Below are 17,298 nucleotides of genomic sequence, written 5' to 3' on the forward strand. Positions count from 1 at the left end.
GCGTGAGAGAATCGATGAATCACGCTAACGGTGCCGGTGATTTTAACTCGTGGGCAGCGGGCGCATCTGCAGGCATGAATCAGGGGATGGCCGTAATCCCTTACGCATTACTTCGTTATTACCGAGCAATCGGTTTGAACAGCAGCGAGTGCATACTATTAATTCACTTGCTTGGTTTTCAGCAGGTCGAGCACAACAGTTTTCCTTCACTCGAAGAACTACAGCATGTGACAGGAGCTAATGTTGAAGTGATAGCTATGACGTTGCAGAAGCTGATGAAAGAAGGATTGCTTGGTATAGATGAGCATGTAGATGAAGAGCGGGGCATCCAGTTTGAGCGTTATAACCTTAGCGGGTTATATGCTAAGCTGGGACAATATCTTGCCAGAGAGAGCGAAGAGGAAGCTGGAAGGGCTAAGCTTGCTGAAACTAATCGCAAAAGTAATGGCGACGCGGGCTTAGATACGTATCAGCGGTATAACACACCAGCTCCATCTAATGCAACACCTGAGCAGGAGGAGCGCAATCTCTTTAGTATTTTTGAAAAAGAATTCGGCAGACCTTTATCTCCCATGGAGCTTGAGACGATCTCAGGCTGGGTTGATCAAGATCGTTATCCAGATGAGCTGATCTTATTGGCTCTGAAAGAAGCGGTGTTTGCTGGTAAGGTTCACTTCCGGTATATTGACCGAATACTGCTAGAATGGAGCAGAAATCGGGTGCGGACAGCACAGGATGCTAAAGCATATACGCAGAAGTTCAGAAACTTAGGTAGATAAATCAAAGCACGTCCTTTATGGGCGTGCTTTTTTGTGTGTGATAATCTATCTTGTAGACGCAATTTTTTGTCCCGATTTTACATACTCATTTGTTCTACATAATGAAAGCATTGTTATTGATACTCTGTGGAAGGAGGGCTCGATTTTTTTGAACAATCCAATAAATGTAGATCAGGCAGTTGAGAATGCGATTGAACTGGTCTTACAGGGGAATCAACAAGCCTATAGTCTTATTGTAGATGCATATCAACAGAAGATTTTTATGTATTGCTGGAGGCTGCTAGATCAACGACAGGATGCTGAAGATGCGGTACAAGATATTTTAGTTAAAGCCTTTCAAAAACTGGATACCTTTCAGCAGAATACATCATTTTCGGCTTGGTTGTATAAAATCGCCTATCACCATTGTTTAAATATACTTCGAAGAGCACGTTTTTTTCAAAGTATTCTGCCTTTGCTGAGTTCGGATAATAACGTATACAGAAGCACAGAGGAAGAGGTTGAGAAATACATATTCAGTGAACCTTTTGAATGTGCCCTGAAAAGATTATCTTCCTTGGAAAGAAATCTACTTGTATTACGTATTTTCGAAGAAAAAAGTTATAACGAGATTGGCCAGATTATGAACAAAACACCGGAATCGATAAAAAAGCGGTATAACCGTGCATTACAAAAAATAAAAAGATGGATTATTGAAAGAGAGGGTGAGCAACATTGGAATTTCATCGAAGTGATGTGGAAGAGAAGTTAAGAAGTTATGAGAGACAGACAAGCGCTCAAATCAATGTAAGAACGAATGTAATGGAGAGGATTTCGAGGCTTCCCAAAAAACAGACGAGGTTAAAACTATGGAAAAGACCACTTGTTACAGCAGCTTCGATTATATTGGTGGCATCCCTTACCGTTACTGCTTACGGAGCCTCAAAGTATTTTCAAATCCGAAATACAGAAGGGAATGTGGTTCTTGAGACCAAGCTTAAAGAAACTTTTCCTGAGGATCATAAAGTAGAAAAACTTTACAGCTTAATATCTCCATATTCAAGTATTGCACAGCGCTCTGCTCTACCTGGTCAAGATATTGTGTACTACATTCATGATGAAAATATCAATAAATTACAAAAAGAGACCCGTGGAGCTAATCAACTCCTTGAATTCTCAACAACTCCTCTTTCCTTGGGTAATCTGAATACACTGCAATCGGAAGTTAGTAAAAGAGGTGTACCATCGACTATTTTACCTTCCCGTCTCTTAACTGAATATACCTTTGATGAAGGCAATATAGTCAATTTAGGTATGCCTGTAGGTGTATTTGATGAGCATGGCCCAACTGAGGCTTATTATGAAATACAAGAAGAATTGATTCGCCAGGCAGAAGCATCTACGAACAATAAAAAAGTATTTGTGAAAGCCCTAGAATCACCTTCAACAAGTTCCATATGGTTAATATACACGAAAGGAAAAGGTTTTGAAGATCATATTAATGTACAAATATTGATGCGTGCTGGAATTGAAGAAAAGCAACAGATCTCTCATACAGATGAAGATATAGTGGAAAAAGTAATGGTTAAAGGACAAGAAATGATCTATGTCCAGTATACGAATCAAAAGGATAAAGTTGATTACGATGTGAATCAAATTTTGAGATGGGTCGATGAGAAAAATAATCTTGAGTATAATATTACAAGTTCAATCAAGAGTAATCTTTCGAAAGAAAAACTAATAAAAGTGGCCGAGGAGTTTGTACAGTAGTCGGCGTTATATAGATTCGTAACCCAGCTCCAAATTGGTGCTGGGTTTATTGTATACTAGGTAATAATAAAGATAGATGGGCTAACAAGGGGACTAGATGATGAACGAAGCAATACTAATTATTGAAGATGAAGAGAAAATTGCACGTTTGCTCGAAATCGAACTCGAATATGAAGGATACCGTGTAGGTAAGGCTTATACGGGTTCTGACGGATTGGAATTATATCGCACAGGAAAATGGGATTTGATCTTACTGGATATTATGCTGCCGAATATGAGTGGTATTGAGGTGCTTAGGCGTATCAGGCAGCACGACTCACGCACTCCGGTTATTTTACTAACGGCGAAGGACTCCGTCGAGGACAAGGTATCCGGTCTTGATCTTGGAGCGAATGATTATGTGACCAAGCCATTTCAGATCGAGGAGCTGCTGGCTCGTATTCGTGCAACGCTCCGTCTGAGTGCTTTAACGACCGCTGAATCGGGTACTGCTATTGCCTCAAAGGCAGAAGAAGAATGGTTGACTGCAGCTGACCTGCGACTGAATGAGCATACGCGGGAGGTCATCCGTGATGGAGAGGTTATCGAGCTTACGCCAAGAGAATATGATTTGCTCGTATTTTTACTTAAGCATCAGCGGCAAGTTCTGAATCGAGAACAGATTTTACAAGCGGTATGGGGATACGATTATTACGGGGATACCAATGTCGTGGACGTGTATATCCGATATGTTCGGAAGAAGATCGATCAAGGAAGGTCTCCTGAGCTCATTCATACCGTACGAGGCGTCGGATATGTCCTGAAGGAGTAATTATGAAGCTGAGAAGTAAAATTTATTTGTATTCTTCTGTCTTATTCGCTGTATTGCTCATTGCGGTGAACGTCTCGGTATATTTTCTGTTCGAGCGCATGTCCGTCAGTGATGAAATAAAGCGGACAGAAGCCGAAGCAGCGTCGATTGTGAAAGGTGTACAGCAGTCCGCTAGCTCCATACCACCGGATGATCTGCTCCGGGCTTATGCCCCGCTGGATGGAATGCTGCGAATTGTAAGACCTGACGGTACGAGCTCTCAAACGGTGACGACATCTGATTCGAAGGTAGATCTTAGCGGTCAGAAATACGTTTATGAAAAAGAACGTAAGACTGATATCGTAAATGTTGGACCGACCGGATATGTTTATGTTTCAGTACCTGTGATCTGGTCTGATGGTGAAGTCGTTAATGTTCAGGTTATGGAAAGTATGGCTGAAACGCAGAACCGTCTTTCAGTTCTAAAGACAGTTCTCATCATAGTGACAATCATTGCGCTTATTCCGGCAATTCTATCAAGCCGAGTTTTAGGAAACCGCATGATGAATCCAATTAGTTCTATGATTAGAACGATGAAGGATATTCTGAGAAGTGGTCGGTTTAAACGTTTAAAACTGGGGAAGCAGTCAAAAGACGAATTGAATGAGATGGGTGAGACGTTTAATCAGATGATTGATATGCTGGAATCAAGCTTTGAACGTCAAGAACGCTTTGTGTCAGACGCATCGCATGAACTCAAAACACCGATCACAATTATCGAAAGTTATGCAAGCTTACTGAAACGTAGAGGGAAGGACCGTCCGGAATTATTTGATGAGGCTGTTGAGGCAATTTTATCTGAATCCGTTCGAATGCGTGAAATGACGGAACAGCTCCTGATGCTGGCAAGAAAGCCTGAACAATGGAACGTAAAGTTTGAAGAAGTGAATATAACCAAAACCGTTGCAGAGTCTGTCCGAGCTTTTCAAAAAGCATACCATCGCGATATCGACTTTGTGGGCGAAAACACGATTTTAATAGAAACCGATGAGAGCAAACTTAAACAACTTTTGTTTATTTTGTTAGACAATGCTCGCAAATATAGTGATGCCTTAATCACGGTTCAGGTTGATGGCAACCCTGGTGAGTATTGGGTACGTGTTATAGATCGCGGTATCGGTATTCCTAAGGAAGAGCTGGATAAGGTTTTTGATCGTTTTTATCGGATTGATCCTGCCCGAACACGCCGCTCAGGCGAAGGTGGATCAGGTCTTGGTCTTTCTTTAGCCGCAGATATCGCAGGAGCTATTGGTGTTAGAATTGAGCTGGACAGCCAGGTTGATAAGGGAACAACAGCATCTATTATTTTTCCTAGTGGTAAACGCCATAGCTCAAAGATGAACGGATCTGACGTGAAATAAGTCTGGCTTCTCATGGGAATCTAATCTTTCCTAGATATACTGGTAGAACAAAGAAGTGACTAAGAGGTGTTACAGGTGAATATACGAAGAATATGGAGGAGCTGGATTGCCGGAATTATTGCAATTGCTGCTATTGTAACTCTAATAATATGGCAGCCTTGGAATACGAAACAAGCAATGCTGACAGCGGAAGCGGCTGAACAAGTCGTATTAAATCAATATCCGGGAGAAATAGAGCAGACTACATTTGAAAATGGAATGTACATGATTCAGCTTCGCTCTCAGAACGGCTTGTATCAAGTATCGCTTAACGGAAGCTTAGGTACGATCGATTCGATTCAACAACTCGAAAAGACGGCTGATGCTGAACAGAAAGCACTATTAAGTCGCGAGCAGGTGAAGGCAGAGCTACAGTCAAGTATTCAAGGGCAAATTGATCGGCTGGAGCTTGTTAAAGAAGATGGAGAGCAGGTTTATAAGGCTGTGGTCAAGGAGGAAGCTGGTGATCGGAAAGAGATCACTCTAGACCCATATACGGGTGAAACAATTTCATCTAAGAATATACCGACCACTCCTAAAGAAGATGAAAAAGACAAATCCGCCAGATTGCTGACGGAAACGGAAGCGTCAAATATTGCTCTTGGCGAAATTTCTGGTGAGGTAGACGATGTGGATCTCCGTGATACTGATGATGGCATTCCGTATTATCTTATAGATATCGAATTGAAGGATGGCCGTGAAGCGACAGTGGAAGTCAATGCGATATCCGGAGCTATCCGTTCAGTTACTTGGGATGATGATGAGTAGGATAACAAATTAAAAGGCGATTAATGAAACTTAATCATTTCTCATGAATTTCTAATGTTTCTCTTTCCGCTCTCTCATATGAGTTGGGTATTCTTTATACGTAGACAACAATATGAGATATTTCGAGGGAGGAAATAAATGATGAGAAGAAAAATGTGGATTGGTGCTTTAACCGCGTTGATGCTGGTTGGTGGTACAGCTGTGGTAGGTGCAAGCAGTAATACAGATGCTAAGAACGCAACAACAGCGAAAAATTATATTACTGTCGAACAGGCAAAGACAGCGGCGTTAAAAGCGGCTAATGGTTATGTTGAAGATGTAGAACTTGAACGTGAAAACGGTAAGGTTTATTATGAGGTGGACATCGAGCAAGAGAGCAAGGATGTTGATGTGCATGTTGATGCTGTGACAGGAAAAGTACTAGCTGTCATTGATCAAGATTCCGATGATGACGATGACCGTGACAATTTGGATACAGTACCTGCAGAAGTTAAGATTACATCTGAAGAGGCATCTGCCATTGCTGTTAAAAATGTAAGTGGTGGTAAAGTGATCAAAGTCGAACTAGATGAAGATGACAATCGCTACATTTACGAAGTTGATCTGAGAACAGCTAAGGGTGAAGCTGATGTCGATATTGATGCGGCTACGGGTAAAGTCCTGTCCATTGATCAAGATTTCGATAACGAATACGAAGATTGATAAAGTCTGTGACTTGATAGCGTGTTAATATTGGTTCACATGAACTTAACAAGAAGACCTTATGATGCTTCTCAATTTACGAGGGAAGAACATGATAAGGTCTTTCTTTTATTTATATTAAAATTGAAACTTAATGTAGAGCTGAAGAAGTAGTTAGGTTATTATTTATACAGGAAGGAGATGGATATAAGTGGGATATAAGGCAGTTATTTTTGATTTGGATAATACGCTGTTGAACTATGACCTGAGTGTACAACACTGTATGAAACAGGCACTCACTGATCATACAATCGATGAGGCTTTCGAATGGGATGCATTTTGGTCGATCTTCGGCCCTATTAATTTTAAATACTGGATGAATAGGAACGAGAATAATCATAACATTTATCAAGTCTTAGAACATTCCTTCACAGATACCTTCCAAACACTCAATCATATACATACAAAGCCTCATGCTATTACAAAGACATACTGGGATTCGTTTTGTAGTACCTGTCATTTAGAACCGAATGCGGAACAAGTTTTAGCGCTCCTTCACGGTCAATACAAATTGGGAGTAATTTCGAACGGTATTGGAGAGGCACAGCGCATGCGACTTACAGCAGGGAAACTAGCTCACTATTTTGATGTGCTTGTTATGTCGGACGAAGTTAACTGCTGGAAACCGGATCAAAGGATATTTGAACATGCTTTATTGTCTATGGGAGTTCATGCAGAGGAAGTGTTATATATAGGTGATTCCTTGACTGACGATTATTCAGGTGCTGTAAACGCTGGGATCGATTTTTGTCTCTATAATGGACGAAGACTAACATTACAAGAGGGACAGAATCCCAAGTATATCATCGATGATCTACTGGATATTAAGAACCTTCTGGAGGCGATATAAGATATGGTTACATATCAAAATATTCTGTTTGATCTTGACGGCACGCTGACCGATCCGAAGGTCGGTATTACGAAAGCTGTTCAACATGCTCTTGCCAAGTTTGACATTATCGAACCAGATCTAACGAAATTGAACTTCTTTATTGGCCCTCCGCTTGAGGTTACTTTCATGGAAACTTATTCATTCTCACGCGATAAAGCTTGGGAGGCCATTGGATATTATAGAGAGTATTTCAAGGAACACGGAATATATGAAAATGAGCTCTATGCAGGAATTCCTGAATTACTTGAGGTATTGAAATCGCAGGGGAGATCCTTGTTTGTCGCTACGTCAAAACCTTATGTATTTGCAGAAACCATCCTATCTCATTTTCAATTAGATTCATATTTTACGTATGTCTGCGGAAGTGAGCTTGATGGAACCCGTTCAGATAAGTCGGAAATTATTCAATACATCATAGAGAATTACCAACTAAATGTTGAAGATACAATCATGATTGGTGACCGGAAGCACGATATACACGGCGCACATAACAACAATATACATTCTGTAGGCGTAGGCTTTGGTTATGGAACAGAAGAAGAGATAACGGCAGCTAGACCAACCATACAAGTGAAGACTGTGCAGGAACTTTTTCAGGTATTTAGTATGGTTGAAATTGCGAGATGATATAACATCACTTTGCTAGAATAAGGCGAATTATACTTGGATACGATATCGTTCACTCACAAAAATGGCTAATTATCATATGAAATGTTATTCAATTTGTATGGTAGTTATACGTTTTTAAAATGGGTAGAATGATGGCGTATCCTGTTTTTGTTTCTAACTATGTAATCGCTTACAAGAGTGTGATGAAGAACCTTATACTCAGTGTTTTATATGGGGTTCATAGAAGAGAGGTGATTTGAAATACATGAAATTTATGGAATTACAATTGGTTGATGAAATTGTAATTTACGAGAAGCTTATTCTATAGGGAGGCGAACTAATGTTCAAAAAAATACTAAGTTTAACTGTAGTCGCAGCACTCGTGCTATCTGTTGGAAGCACCGCTATGGCCAAAAAACCAACGGGGAATACGAAGCCCCCCCATGGTTCCAATCAAATAAAGAAAGAAAAATATCAATGGGATCGTGCTAAAGTGGTCGGTGGAGGTTTTATTCCCGGAATTGTGTTTAATCCGAGTGAAAAAGATTTGATATATGCACGGACAGATATGGGTGGTGCTTATCGCTGGAATCCAGCAGATAAGACGTGGAAACAACTGATGAGTTTTGTTAGTTTTGACGAATGGAATATGCTTGGTGTGGAGAGTTTGGCTACGGATCCAGTAGATACGAACCGCCTTTATATTGCATCGGGAACATATTCTAACGACTGGACAGATATGAATGGGGTCATTCTTCGCTCAAAGGATAAAGGAAATACATTTGAACGTACGGAGCTCCCGTTTAAACTTGGTGGTAATATGCCAGGACGTTCGATGGGAGAGCGATTGGCAGTTGATCCGAACGATAACCGAATCTTGTATTTAGGTGCAAGAAGCGGGAATGGATTATGGAAGAGTATCGATTACGGGAAGACTTGGAATAAAGTCACAAGCTTTACGGCTGTAGGCAATGTGAAAGATTATTATAATGATATCGTCGGACCAGCATGGGTGACTTTTGATAAGTCAACAGGGAAAAAAGGACATGCAACACAAACGATCTATGTTGGTGTGGCAGATACGGACAACAGTATTTATCGGAGTACGGACGGGGGCAAGAGTTGGGAGCCTTTACCCGGTCAACCAAACCAGAAATTTATGCCGCATCACGGGGTATTAGGATCGAACGGCATACTGTATATCACATATAACGAATTTATTGGCCCTTATGAAGGCGGCAAAGGTTCGGTTTGGAAATATGATACAAAGACCGGTGTATGGACCGATATCAGTCCGACAGGGAACACAGATAATCCATATGGTGGGCTTGCGGTTGATCGCAATAACCCGGATACATTAATGGTCGCCACGCTGAACAAATGGTGGCCGGATGATAATATATACCGCAGCACAGATGGTGGAAAGACATGGAATTCACTATGGACCTTGGATTATTCAAAAGATCCAGTTCGTGATAATAAATTCACGATTGACTATTCTTTGGCTCCTTGGCTGGATTGGGGAGAAGAAAAGAGTCTCCCAGAGATTTCGCCTAAGCTTGGCTGGATGATAGGTGACCTTGAAATTGATCCTTTCAATTCAGACCGAGTCATGTATGGAACAGGTGCAACATTATATGGAACGAACAATATGACTTCGCTTGATCATAATGAGGACGTCAAAATCTCGGTTCAAGCTGAAGGAATTGAGGAAACGGCTATTCTTGGATTGATCAGTCCTCCTTCTGGTGCATCACTTATCAGCTCTATGGGCGATATTGGGGGATTCCGACATGAGGATTTGAGTAAAGCACCACAGATGATCACGAATCCTTATCTCGGTAACAGCACGGACTTGGATTATGCCGAGTTAAATCCGAATATCGTTGTTCGGGTCGGTAACGCTGAAGGTAAAAGTGCTCGGATGGGGATCTCATTGGATAACGGTAAGACCTGGACCCCAGTTGTGAATGCTTGGAATGCAACTGACGAAGATAAAACAGAAGGTGGATGGGTAGCCGTAGGTGCAGATGGTTCAAGTGTAGTTTGGAGTCCAAAGGGCATTACTGACACATCACCTCGTCTTGTTAGCTTTTCGTTGGATCAGGGCCGCTCATGGACGGCATCAAAAGGAATTCCAGAAGGAGCGGTGGTTTCATCAGACCGTGTAAACCCTAGGAAGTTCTATGGAATGGCAAATGGACAATTCTATATAAGTAACGATAGTGGAGCAAGCTTTGTAATATCTAAGGCTGGTGGCTTGCCTACTCTAATGACAAGTAAGTTCAAAGCTGTTCCCGGGAATGAAGGTGATATCTGGATTGCTTCGGCAAAAGATAACAGCGATATTTCTAGTCCATTTGGGCTTTGGCACTCCACAGATGGGGGAGTAACCTTCACTAAGGTCAACAACGTACAGGAAGCAGCTACTATTGGATTTGGTAAAGCTGCTCCAGGACAGAAATATATGGCGCTTTACAGCTATGCAAAAATCAATAATAAATACGGTGTGTATCGGTCTGATAATAAGGGTGTGACCTGGACTCGAATCAATGATGATGATAACCAGTTTGGTGCTGCTAATCGTACGATTACTGGAGATCCTAGAGTCTATGGTCGTGTATACATCGGTACGAATGGTTTGGGGATCGTTATTGGAGATCCAGAAAAATCAAATAAATCGAAAAATAAAAAATAACTGTTGAATTTATAACGTAAGGGGTAGTCCCATTAGGTCAATTGACCAGGGGCTGCCTCTTTGCGTTTCGCAAGGATCATAATGAAGGGAAGGGGTCATACCCTGAAGAATATAAGTATGTTCGAAAATTATGATGATAGTAATCTATCTTTGAAATAATTTAATAGATATAGGAGAGAACCCTTTGACGGACTGGATTAAAAAGAATATTTGGGTAACGCAATTGTTTTTGTTTGTTGTGTCGGTTACTTTGGTTCAAGTGAGCCCATTTTATATAATTATAGTATGGGGTGCATATCTTGCTGGTTTGATTGTTTGGACTAAAACAACACAGGTAAAAGAGTCTGCGAAGATCTGCTTGTTATATCTCATTGGTTATTTAGTATATGTTAATGTCGGTAATATAATTAAGGCATCATTTATACATCATACCGAGTGGGGTGTCATTCTATCTCGCTTAAGTTTAATCGGAATGCTCATATGGTTTATTATAATTAGAGATAAGAAAACGAAGTATTTGGCTGTAGGACAGTGGAACAACCGCATTTATTTCCCCTTTATTTTGAAAGGACCAATCTCTGATCCGATATGGCGCTTTCTTTTGATTTTCATAGCTGTCACTTTGATGATATTTATCTGGATGATTGACTGGAGCCGACCTGATTTAGGATTACTCGTGCTTTATGCCGTTTGCTTCGCTTTCATTAATGCAGTGTTTGAGGAGCTCCTGTGGCGGGGATATATACTTAGTCGTTATGTTCAAGTGGTTGGTGAAGTTAGGGGAATAATTATCGCTGGTATAGGGTTTGGTTTCTATCATTTGCATTTGGGGTTTTCGTGGTGGATATGTCTCTTATTTGCATTATTCGGAATGATGATGTCTGCGACGGCAGTCAGATCACAAGGGTTGCTACCAGTGATGGTGATGCACTTTACGATGAACATACTTTTTGTACTAAGCGGGATGATACTTTAAATCTGAGTTTAGAAGATCTAGTTATATACCTGTTTATGCAGGTTTTTGTTTTTTGGCTCTATGAATGGTAAAGTGGAGGATAGTGTCAACTATTTATTTGGAGGTAATACCATGAATGGAATTGCAAAAAATATAACTGAACTCATCGGAAATACTCCGTTACTTGAACTTTCTAACTTTAATAAAGAGCATCAATTGCAAGGTAAAGTGATTGCTAAATTAGAATACTTCAATCCGGCAGGCAGTGTGAAGGACCGAATTGGATTCGCTATGATTAAGGATGCGGAGGAGAAAGGTTTATTGAAACCTGGCTCTATTATCGTTGAACCGACAAGCGGGAATACAGGTGTGGGTCTTGCATTTGCAGCTGCTGCACTGGGGTATAAGCTTATTATTACACTACCTGAAAGCTTCAGTATGGAGCGACGTAAACTGCTTGCTGCGCTTGGAGCGGAACTTATATTAACCCCTGCCAATGAAGGTATGGCAGGTGCTATCAAACGTGCTGAGGAGATCGTTGCTACGACACCAGGAGCATTCCTTCCCCAGCAGTTCGAGAATCCAGCCAACCCAGCTATTCACCGTAAGACGACTGCTGAAGAGATTTGGCGGGATACGAACGGTAAGATCGATATATTCGTTGCAGGAGTGGGCACAGGCGGAACCATCTCAGGTGTAGGTGAAGTACTGAAAGAAAAGAACGCAAGCGTAAAGATTGTAGCTGTAGAGCCAGCAGATTCCCCAGTACTTTCTGGAGGGCAACGCGGCCCTCACCAAATTCAGGGGATTGGCGCCGGTTTTATTCCTGGAAATTTTAATGGACAATTTGTTGATGAAATTATGACTGTGAGTAACAATGATGCGATTGAAACGGCCAGAGAGCTAGCTAAAATTGAAGGTTTGCTTGTTGGGATATCTTCCGGTGCAGCTGCCTATGCAGCTATGCAGCTCGCGAATAAGCCAGAGAATAAGGATAAGAATATTGTTGTTCTTCTGCCTGACAGTGGTGAACGTTATTTATCCACGAATCTATATGAGGAAATGTAGAGTTTTCTTGAAATAAACACACAAATATCAAAAAGAACAGCTGGACGATGTCGGAGCTGTTCTTTTTTTGTTGGAAATCTTTTGTAGGGACTTTGTTCAATAATATTGGAGAGTATGATATCGTTGTATAAATATGTATATTTGACACCAGGGGAGGATGTTTATGGGAAGTCGTAAAGAGAAAGTAGTTTTTGCAGTGATGTTAATCGTGTATATGATCCTCTTTTTCCTAATATTTAGATGGATCTGGGATACATTTGTGCCGTGGAAGCCTCCAATTACGGATCTGCTCTCAATGATATTACTGGTACTTATCGGTGTTCCTGTAACTGGTATAACTGCTAATTGGACTACGCATAAATTATTCGACAATAAATAATAAAACCCACAGACTTTTTTACATCATAATTCGTTTAAGTAGAGCGTCGGGAGACGTTCTTTTTTTGTTTTTATTATTTTTTAAAAAAAGTGCAGGGGTAAGATAAATGTATACGTCTATTAATTGTGGGAAGGAGGGGAGAGCGATTGAAACAGAGAGATTAATCACACGTATTTTGCAGGGCGAGCAGGAAGCGTTTCGGGAACTTGTAAACTTATATAGCAAGCATGTATTCCATACAGCCTATTCGGTCCTCCATGATGTCAAGGAAGCTGAAGATGCGTCACAGGAAGTTTTTATTCAGGTATACAAAGCTCTCCCCCAATACCGTTCAGAAGGATTTAAGACCTGGATTACTCGCATTACACTAAATAAATCGATTGATATCAAACGTAAACTTATTCGCAGATCTCCTGAGCAACAAGGTGAGAATAGCGAAGTCCTTGATAGGATTCCTTCCCAAGATGAGGATACGTTAAACTTATTGATCCGCAAGGAAAAGAAAAAAGAGTTGAGGAACAAAGTGTTGAAACTTCCGGATAATCATCGAGAGGTAGTAACCGCTTTTTATCTGGATGAAAAAAATTATGAACAAATTGCCGCTGAACTTGGAGTGACAGTAAAAACGGTGGAATCTAAGCTTTACAGAGCCAGACAATGGATCCGAAACACATGGAAGGAGGATGATTGGAGATGAATACAACAATTTCAGAGTGGAGATCTCGAGCAACCAATTACATAAAGGGAGAATGCTCTTCAGAAGAAGCAGCCTCATGGGAAGCTTTAATGCTGTCCAATGATGATGTATTGGAAGTGTATATGCAGGTCATGTCTGAAATGGACAGCGAGCTGCCTGTCATGAATCATCCGGAGACCTTTGTGGATCGGGTGTTGTCTAATGAGACAATCGTTCCATACCGTAGCCAACCCGTTCCAATCTCATTAGATCGGCCGCGTCGCTGGTATGAAAAATCAGTGTTTCACTATACAGTTGCTGCATCCATTACGCTAGTCCTTATGTTCTCCGGAGCATTTGATCGATTGTTTCCAGAAGGTAAGAACCCTAAGGCAGAACTATCTTCGTCTCCTTCTTATAGTGAACAATTAATGGAAAAGACGACAAATTGGCTGGATCAGTTGAAGCCTTGATAAATAATCAATTGATAAAATGAAAGGAAGATGCATTGTGCAACCACAACGCAATAAAGGGCTTGCATTTATTATGAATGTCATCCCAGGGCTGGGCCATTACTACTGGGGGAGAAGAGGGAGAGCATTAGTCTACCCTGTCATGTTTTTTGGGATATTGATGGCCGCCTTTGTCTTGGCGATTGCGTCTAGTGATGATGAACCGTTAATTTTCGGGATTATCGTCGCCCTATTCATATGGGGGATTAGTATGCTTGATTTGTTGATAGCCTTGTTAAGATATACGCCAACTAGAATCGTGCATGATGAATATGGAAGACCCATGACGGTACCACAGGACAAGAGTGAAGATTCTGAACGATTCTACACGATTCTGCTGTCCATTATTCCTGGATTAGGGCATTTACATCTTGGACTGATGCAGCGAGGATTGTCGTTTCTCATCTCATTTTTTGGACTGGCGACGATCTTAATGTTTCTTACGGGTTTAACGCATGAATCTGTGTTTCTACTGTTTCTTGGTATGCTGCCGATCATCTGGCTATACTGTATGTTCGATGTCGTGCAACTGGTTCACCGTAAACAGGCCGGAGAATTGATCAAAGATCGTACATTGTTTGAGGAGCTGGAAACGAGCCGCGAAGAAGGACGACGGAGCAAAGTGTTCGCTACACTACTCTCTGCTTTTCCGGGAGCGGGACAGATGTATCTAGGCCTCCAGAAGCGCGGTCTACAGATGATGGTACTATTTTTAGGTAGTATTTATATCATGGATGTACTGAGACTTACTTTGTTTATGTTCCTTATTCCACTGATTTGGTTCTATTGTTTCTTTGACGGTCTACAACAGGTTAGTCGTTATGGACGCGAGCCACTTCGGGATAAACCTGTGATCGAAGGCTTTGTTAATCACCAGAAATGGCTTGGACTGGGATTATTATTACTGGGGATTTACTTTATCTTTACTAGTGTTATCCTGCCTTACTTAGAAACGCTATTTCCTGAAACGCATATCAGTTATCTAATCCGTAATTATGTGAAGACGGCAATCGTATCGATCGTTCTCATTGGCGGCGGAATTAAATTGATGCTTGGTTCGAAAAAAAGATAAGTCCAGAGGGGGTCGTCATTACATGAATCAGAATAGTCATATAGCGGATTATGAGCCTGCGAGGACAACGGCGGGACGACAGTGGCGAGTTGGAACCCTGTCCATGGGAATTTCACTACTCTTGCTCGGTTTGTTGGTTCTAACATCCCAGTGGAAGGGAGTAGAGGTGTTTGACACGGCTCTGAAATGGTGGCCGATCATATTTATACTTCTCGGTATAGAGATTGTAGGATATACGTTATTTTTCCGAAAAGGGGAATTCGTGAAATACGATGTGTTCAGTATTCTGTTAATCGGATTCCTCACCATTTGCTGTATCGGAATGGCTGCGCTTAGCTCAACCGGTATTATGGATCATATACGCCGTGAAACAGGAGCTATATATAAGACGGTTCAAATTCCGGAAATTAACATGGATGTCCCCTCAGGGGTAACTAAAATCATAGTTCAAGGAAGTTACATGTATAACGTGAAGAAAGATGCCAGCAGTTCGAACAAGCTGCTTGTGTTTGGGAGTTTGCTAACAAAGGATGAAGAGTTGATCAAAGGGGATAACATGTCTACTCTAATCGAGACGAAGTTAGCTGGAAATATTCTATACGTAAACGTAGCAGAACCACCACGCTATGCATTGAATGGTGGTTCCCCTCAACTTGATGTAACGGTATCCGCGCCTTCTTCAATAAAAGTGGTTGTGCGCGATCTAAATGGGAACGTGATAGATTAAAAATGCAGGAGATTAACGAAAAAAAGTAAAGCGAGGCTTATTAAGCTCGCTTTACTTTTTTTTGAATATAGAAAATTAAGATTGTACAGAGGATGTCCGTGTTGCATTCAGTAATAAACGACGGTACGTATACTCAAAGATAAATTCAAAGGCTTCTAAGTGACGCTTGGCTTCAAACGAATTCTTACCCCAAGCATAAATACCATGATTCCGAAGCAGTATGCCCGGAACTGCAGGGTCTAGTGCATCTGGTACAAGTTCTGCGATTCTAGGGATGTCCGCAAAGTTCGGAAGAATAGGAATGCGGATCGCTGCATCTTCTTCCCAGATGTTAAAGGCTTTAATAAGCTCAATTCCCTGAGCCGGAACATATCCTTGCTCACCATACCAATCACTAATCAGATTATTATCAATCGTATGAACATGGAAAATAGCTCCGCATCCCGTTTTTCGATATATTTCGCAATGAATTAGTGTTTCCGCACTCGGTTTAAGATTGGTTGTTTCACACGGACGACCATCTTGGTCGACGAAGAGATAATCCTCAGGTGTATGTACTGACTTGTCTTTACCACTTGCTGTAATCGCGAAATGGAATTGTTCTGGGGAATATTCTCCTACCCGTACGGATAAATTACCGCTTGTTCCAGGGAACCAGCCGCGTGATGCGAACAATTCCTTCACTTCGCGAAGTTCGCTAAGCGCTGTTTGTTTTTGTTCTAGCGGGATTTCAGAAAAAGTCATATCACAGCACTCCCTGATTCAGTTTATGTTTCATATCTTCGAGAATATCATTGAAAGTTTCGAAAGGAACATGATTAACGCCAATCTCTTCGCAACGCTCTGTAAGAGTGGATCGGGAATAGACAAGATCGGCCTTCTTCGCACCTTCAAAATCTGTAACACTATCTCCGATCAAGATTCTAGTGTATTTCTCGGCAGGGTAATCCTTTATCACAGTCACTTTGCACATTCCGCAATCATTGGAGCAAGGATCTTGGCATGGATGAGGCCAAGTAATCTGAATATGGTCGCCATCAAAGACCGCACTGTTGCAAAAAATATGATCCGCTGGAATGTCGAACGGCTTAAGCAGTGGATCAACAAAAAAGTCGATTCCGCCGCTTGTAACATAGAATGGAATGTCTTTTGATTTCAAGTAGTCCAGAAACTCAGCAAAGCCCTCACGGATGACTGCTTGTTCCAAGGCATAAGATACGATTTCATCTTTTCGAGAGGAAGGAAACAAGGCGAACATGCGCCCAACGCCTTCACGAATAGAAATGCTCTGGTCCAATACCGCATTAATGATCTCTTCATAACCTTCCGGCTTGAAATGTTTCATGATGGCAACGATGTTATCGTTTGCGGTTATCGTTCCATCGAAATCGCAAAAAACAATCGGTGTTTTTCTGGATGTCAT

Annotated in this window: 19 protein-coding genes; 17 read left to right on the forward strand and 2 right to left on the reverse strand. The window is 41.3% G+C overall.

Annotated features, from left to right (window positions below; translation table 11 throughout):
- Window positions 1-14: 14 nt before the first annotated feature.
- From ACFQV5_RS24440 to ACFQV5_RS24520, 17 genes are all read left to right on the forward strand, one after another.
- Window positions 15-779, forward strand: coding sequence for a DnaD domain-containing protein (locus ACFQV5_RS24440; RefSeq protein WP_379250915.1), 765 nt, complete (start codon window positions 15-17; stop codon window positions 777-779).
- A 148-nt stretch (window positions 780-927) separates the two neighbouring features.
- Window positions 928-1,530 carry an RNA polymerase sigma factor gene (locus ACFQV5_RS24445; RefSeq protein ID WP_379250917.1) on the forward strand — a complete coding sequence of 201 codons (603 nt, stop codon included), beginning with the start codon at window positions 928-930 and terminating at the stop codon, window positions 1,528-1,530.
- Window positions 1,515-2,528, forward strand: coding sequence for a DUF4367 domain-containing protein (locus tag ACFQV5_RS24450; protein WP_379250919.1), 1,014 nt, complete (start codon window positions 1,515-1,517; stop codon window positions 2,526-2,528). The genes ACFQV5_RS24445 and ACFQV5_RS24450 overlap by 16 nt, the downstream gene beginning before the upstream one ends.
- 100 nt (window positions 2,529-2,628) lie before the next feature.
- Complete coding sequence (locus tag ACFQV5_RS24455; protein ID WP_379251163.1) at window positions 2,629-3,339, forward strand: response regulator transcription factor; 711 nt, start codon at window positions 2,629-2,631, stop codon at window positions 3,337-3,339.
- 2 nt (window positions 3,340-3,341) lie between these two features.
- On the forward strand, window positions 3,342-4,739 hold the full coding sequence (locus ACFQV5_RS24460) for a sensor histidine kinase (protein ID WP_379250921.1): 1,398 nt from the start codon (window positions 3,342-3,344) through the stop codon (window positions 4,737-4,739).
- Between the two features lie 75 nt (window positions 4,740-4,814).
- A complete protein-coding gene (locus tag ACFQV5_RS24465) occupies window positions 4,815-5,546 on the forward strand; it encodes a PepSY domain-containing protein (protein ID WP_379250923.1) in 732 nt (243 codons plus the stop codon).
- A 138-nt stretch (window positions 5,547-5,684) separates the two neighbouring features.
- Complete coding sequence (locus ACFQV5_RS24470; RefSeq protein WP_379250925.1) at window positions 5,685-6,248, forward strand: PepSY domain-containing protein; 564 nt, start codon at window positions 5,685-5,687, stop codon at window positions 6,246-6,248.
- Between the two features lie 190 nt (window positions 6,249-6,438).
- Window positions 6,439-7,137 (forward strand): HAD family hydrolase, encoded by a 699-nt coding sequence (locus ACFQV5_RS24475; protein ID WP_379250927.1) that lies wholly within the window; start codon window positions 6,439-6,441, stop codon window positions 7,135-7,137.
- Between the two features lie 3 nt (window positions 7,138-7,140).
- On the forward strand, window positions 7,141-7,806 hold the full coding sequence (locus ACFQV5_RS24480) for an HAD family hydrolase (RefSeq protein ID WP_379250929.1): 666 nt from the start codon (window positions 7,141-7,143) through the stop codon (window positions 7,804-7,806).
- Between the two features lie 322 nt (window positions 7,807-8,128).
- Window positions 8,129-10,486, forward strand: coding sequence for a xyloglucanase (locus tag ACFQV5_RS24485; protein WP_379250931.1), 2,358 nt, complete (start codon window positions 8,129-8,131; stop codon window positions 10,484-10,486).
- Window positions 10,487-10,670: 184 nt separating this feature from the next.
- Window positions 10,671-11,462 (forward strand): CPBP family intramembrane glutamic endopeptidase, encoded by a 792-nt coding sequence (locus ACFQV5_RS24490; RefSeq protein ID WP_379250933.1) that lies wholly within the window; start codon window positions 10,671-10,673, stop codon window positions 11,460-11,462.
- Window positions 11,463-11,573: 111 nt separating this feature from the next.
- Window positions 11,574-12,509 carry a cysteine synthase A gene (gene cysK, locus ACFQV5_RS24495; RefSeq protein ID WP_379250935.1) on the forward strand — a complete coding sequence of 312 codons (936 nt, stop codon included), beginning with the start codon at window positions 11,574-11,576 and terminating at the stop codon, window positions 12,507-12,509.
- A 163-nt stretch (window positions 12,510-12,672) separates the two neighbouring features.
- On the forward strand, window positions 12,673-12,888 hold the full coding sequence (locus tag ACFQV5_RS24500; RefSeq protein WP_379250937.1) for a hypothetical protein: 216 nt from the start codon (window positions 12,673-12,675) through the stop codon (window positions 12,886-12,888).
- A gap of 106 nt (window positions 12,889-12,994) precedes the next feature.
- Window positions 12,995-13,585 carry an RNA polymerase sigma factor gene (locus ACFQV5_RS24505; RefSeq protein WP_379250939.1) on the forward strand — a complete coding sequence of 197 codons (591 nt, stop codon included), beginning with the start codon at window positions 12,995-12,997 and terminating at the stop codon, window positions 13,583-13,585.
- Entirely contained in the window at window positions 13,582-14,037 is a 456-nt protein-coding gene (locus ACFQV5_RS24510; RefSeq protein ID WP_379250941.1) for a hypothetical protein, read from the forward strand. The genes ACFQV5_RS24505 and ACFQV5_RS24510 overlap by 4 nt, the downstream gene beginning before the upstream one ends.
- A gap of 37 nt (window positions 14,038-14,074) precedes the next feature.
- Entirely contained in the window at window positions 14,075-15,148 is a 1,074-nt protein-coding gene (locus ACFQV5_RS24515; RefSeq protein WP_379250943.1) for a hypothetical protein, read from the forward strand.
- A gap of 22 nt (window positions 15,149-15,170) precedes the next feature.
- Window positions 15,171-15,875 (forward strand): hypothetical protein, encoded by a 705-nt coding sequence (locus tag ACFQV5_RS24520; protein ID WP_379250945.1) that lies wholly within the window; start codon window positions 15,171-15,173, stop codon window positions 15,873-15,875.
- Window positions 15,876-15,950: 75 nt separating this feature from the next.
- Here the strand turns inward: ACFQV5_RS24520 and ACFQV5_RS24525 are convergent, their stop codons facing one another.
- Together ACFQV5_RS24525 and ACFQV5_RS24530 are read right to left on the reverse strand one after the other, a co-directional pair.
- Window positions 15,951-16,619, reverse strand: a complete 669-nt coding sequence (locus tag ACFQV5_RS24525; protein ID WP_379250948.1) for a methylthioribulose 1-phosphate dehydratase — start codon at window positions 16,617-16,619, stop codon at window positions 15,951-15,953.
- A 1-nt stretch (window position 16,620) separates the two neighbouring features.
- On the reverse strand, window positions 16,621-17,298 hold the full coding sequence (locus tag ACFQV5_RS24530) for a 2-hydroxy-3-keto-5-methylthiopentenyl-1-phosphate phosphatase (protein WP_379250950.1): 678 nt from the start codon (window positions 17,296-17,298) through the stop codon (window positions 16,621-16,623).

The organism is Paenibacillus sp. GCM10028914, from assembly GCF_042666275.1.
In the GTDB taxonomy this organism is placed as follows: domain Bacteria; phylum Bacillota; class Bacilli; order Paenibacillales; family Paenibacillaceae; genus Paenibacillus_AQ.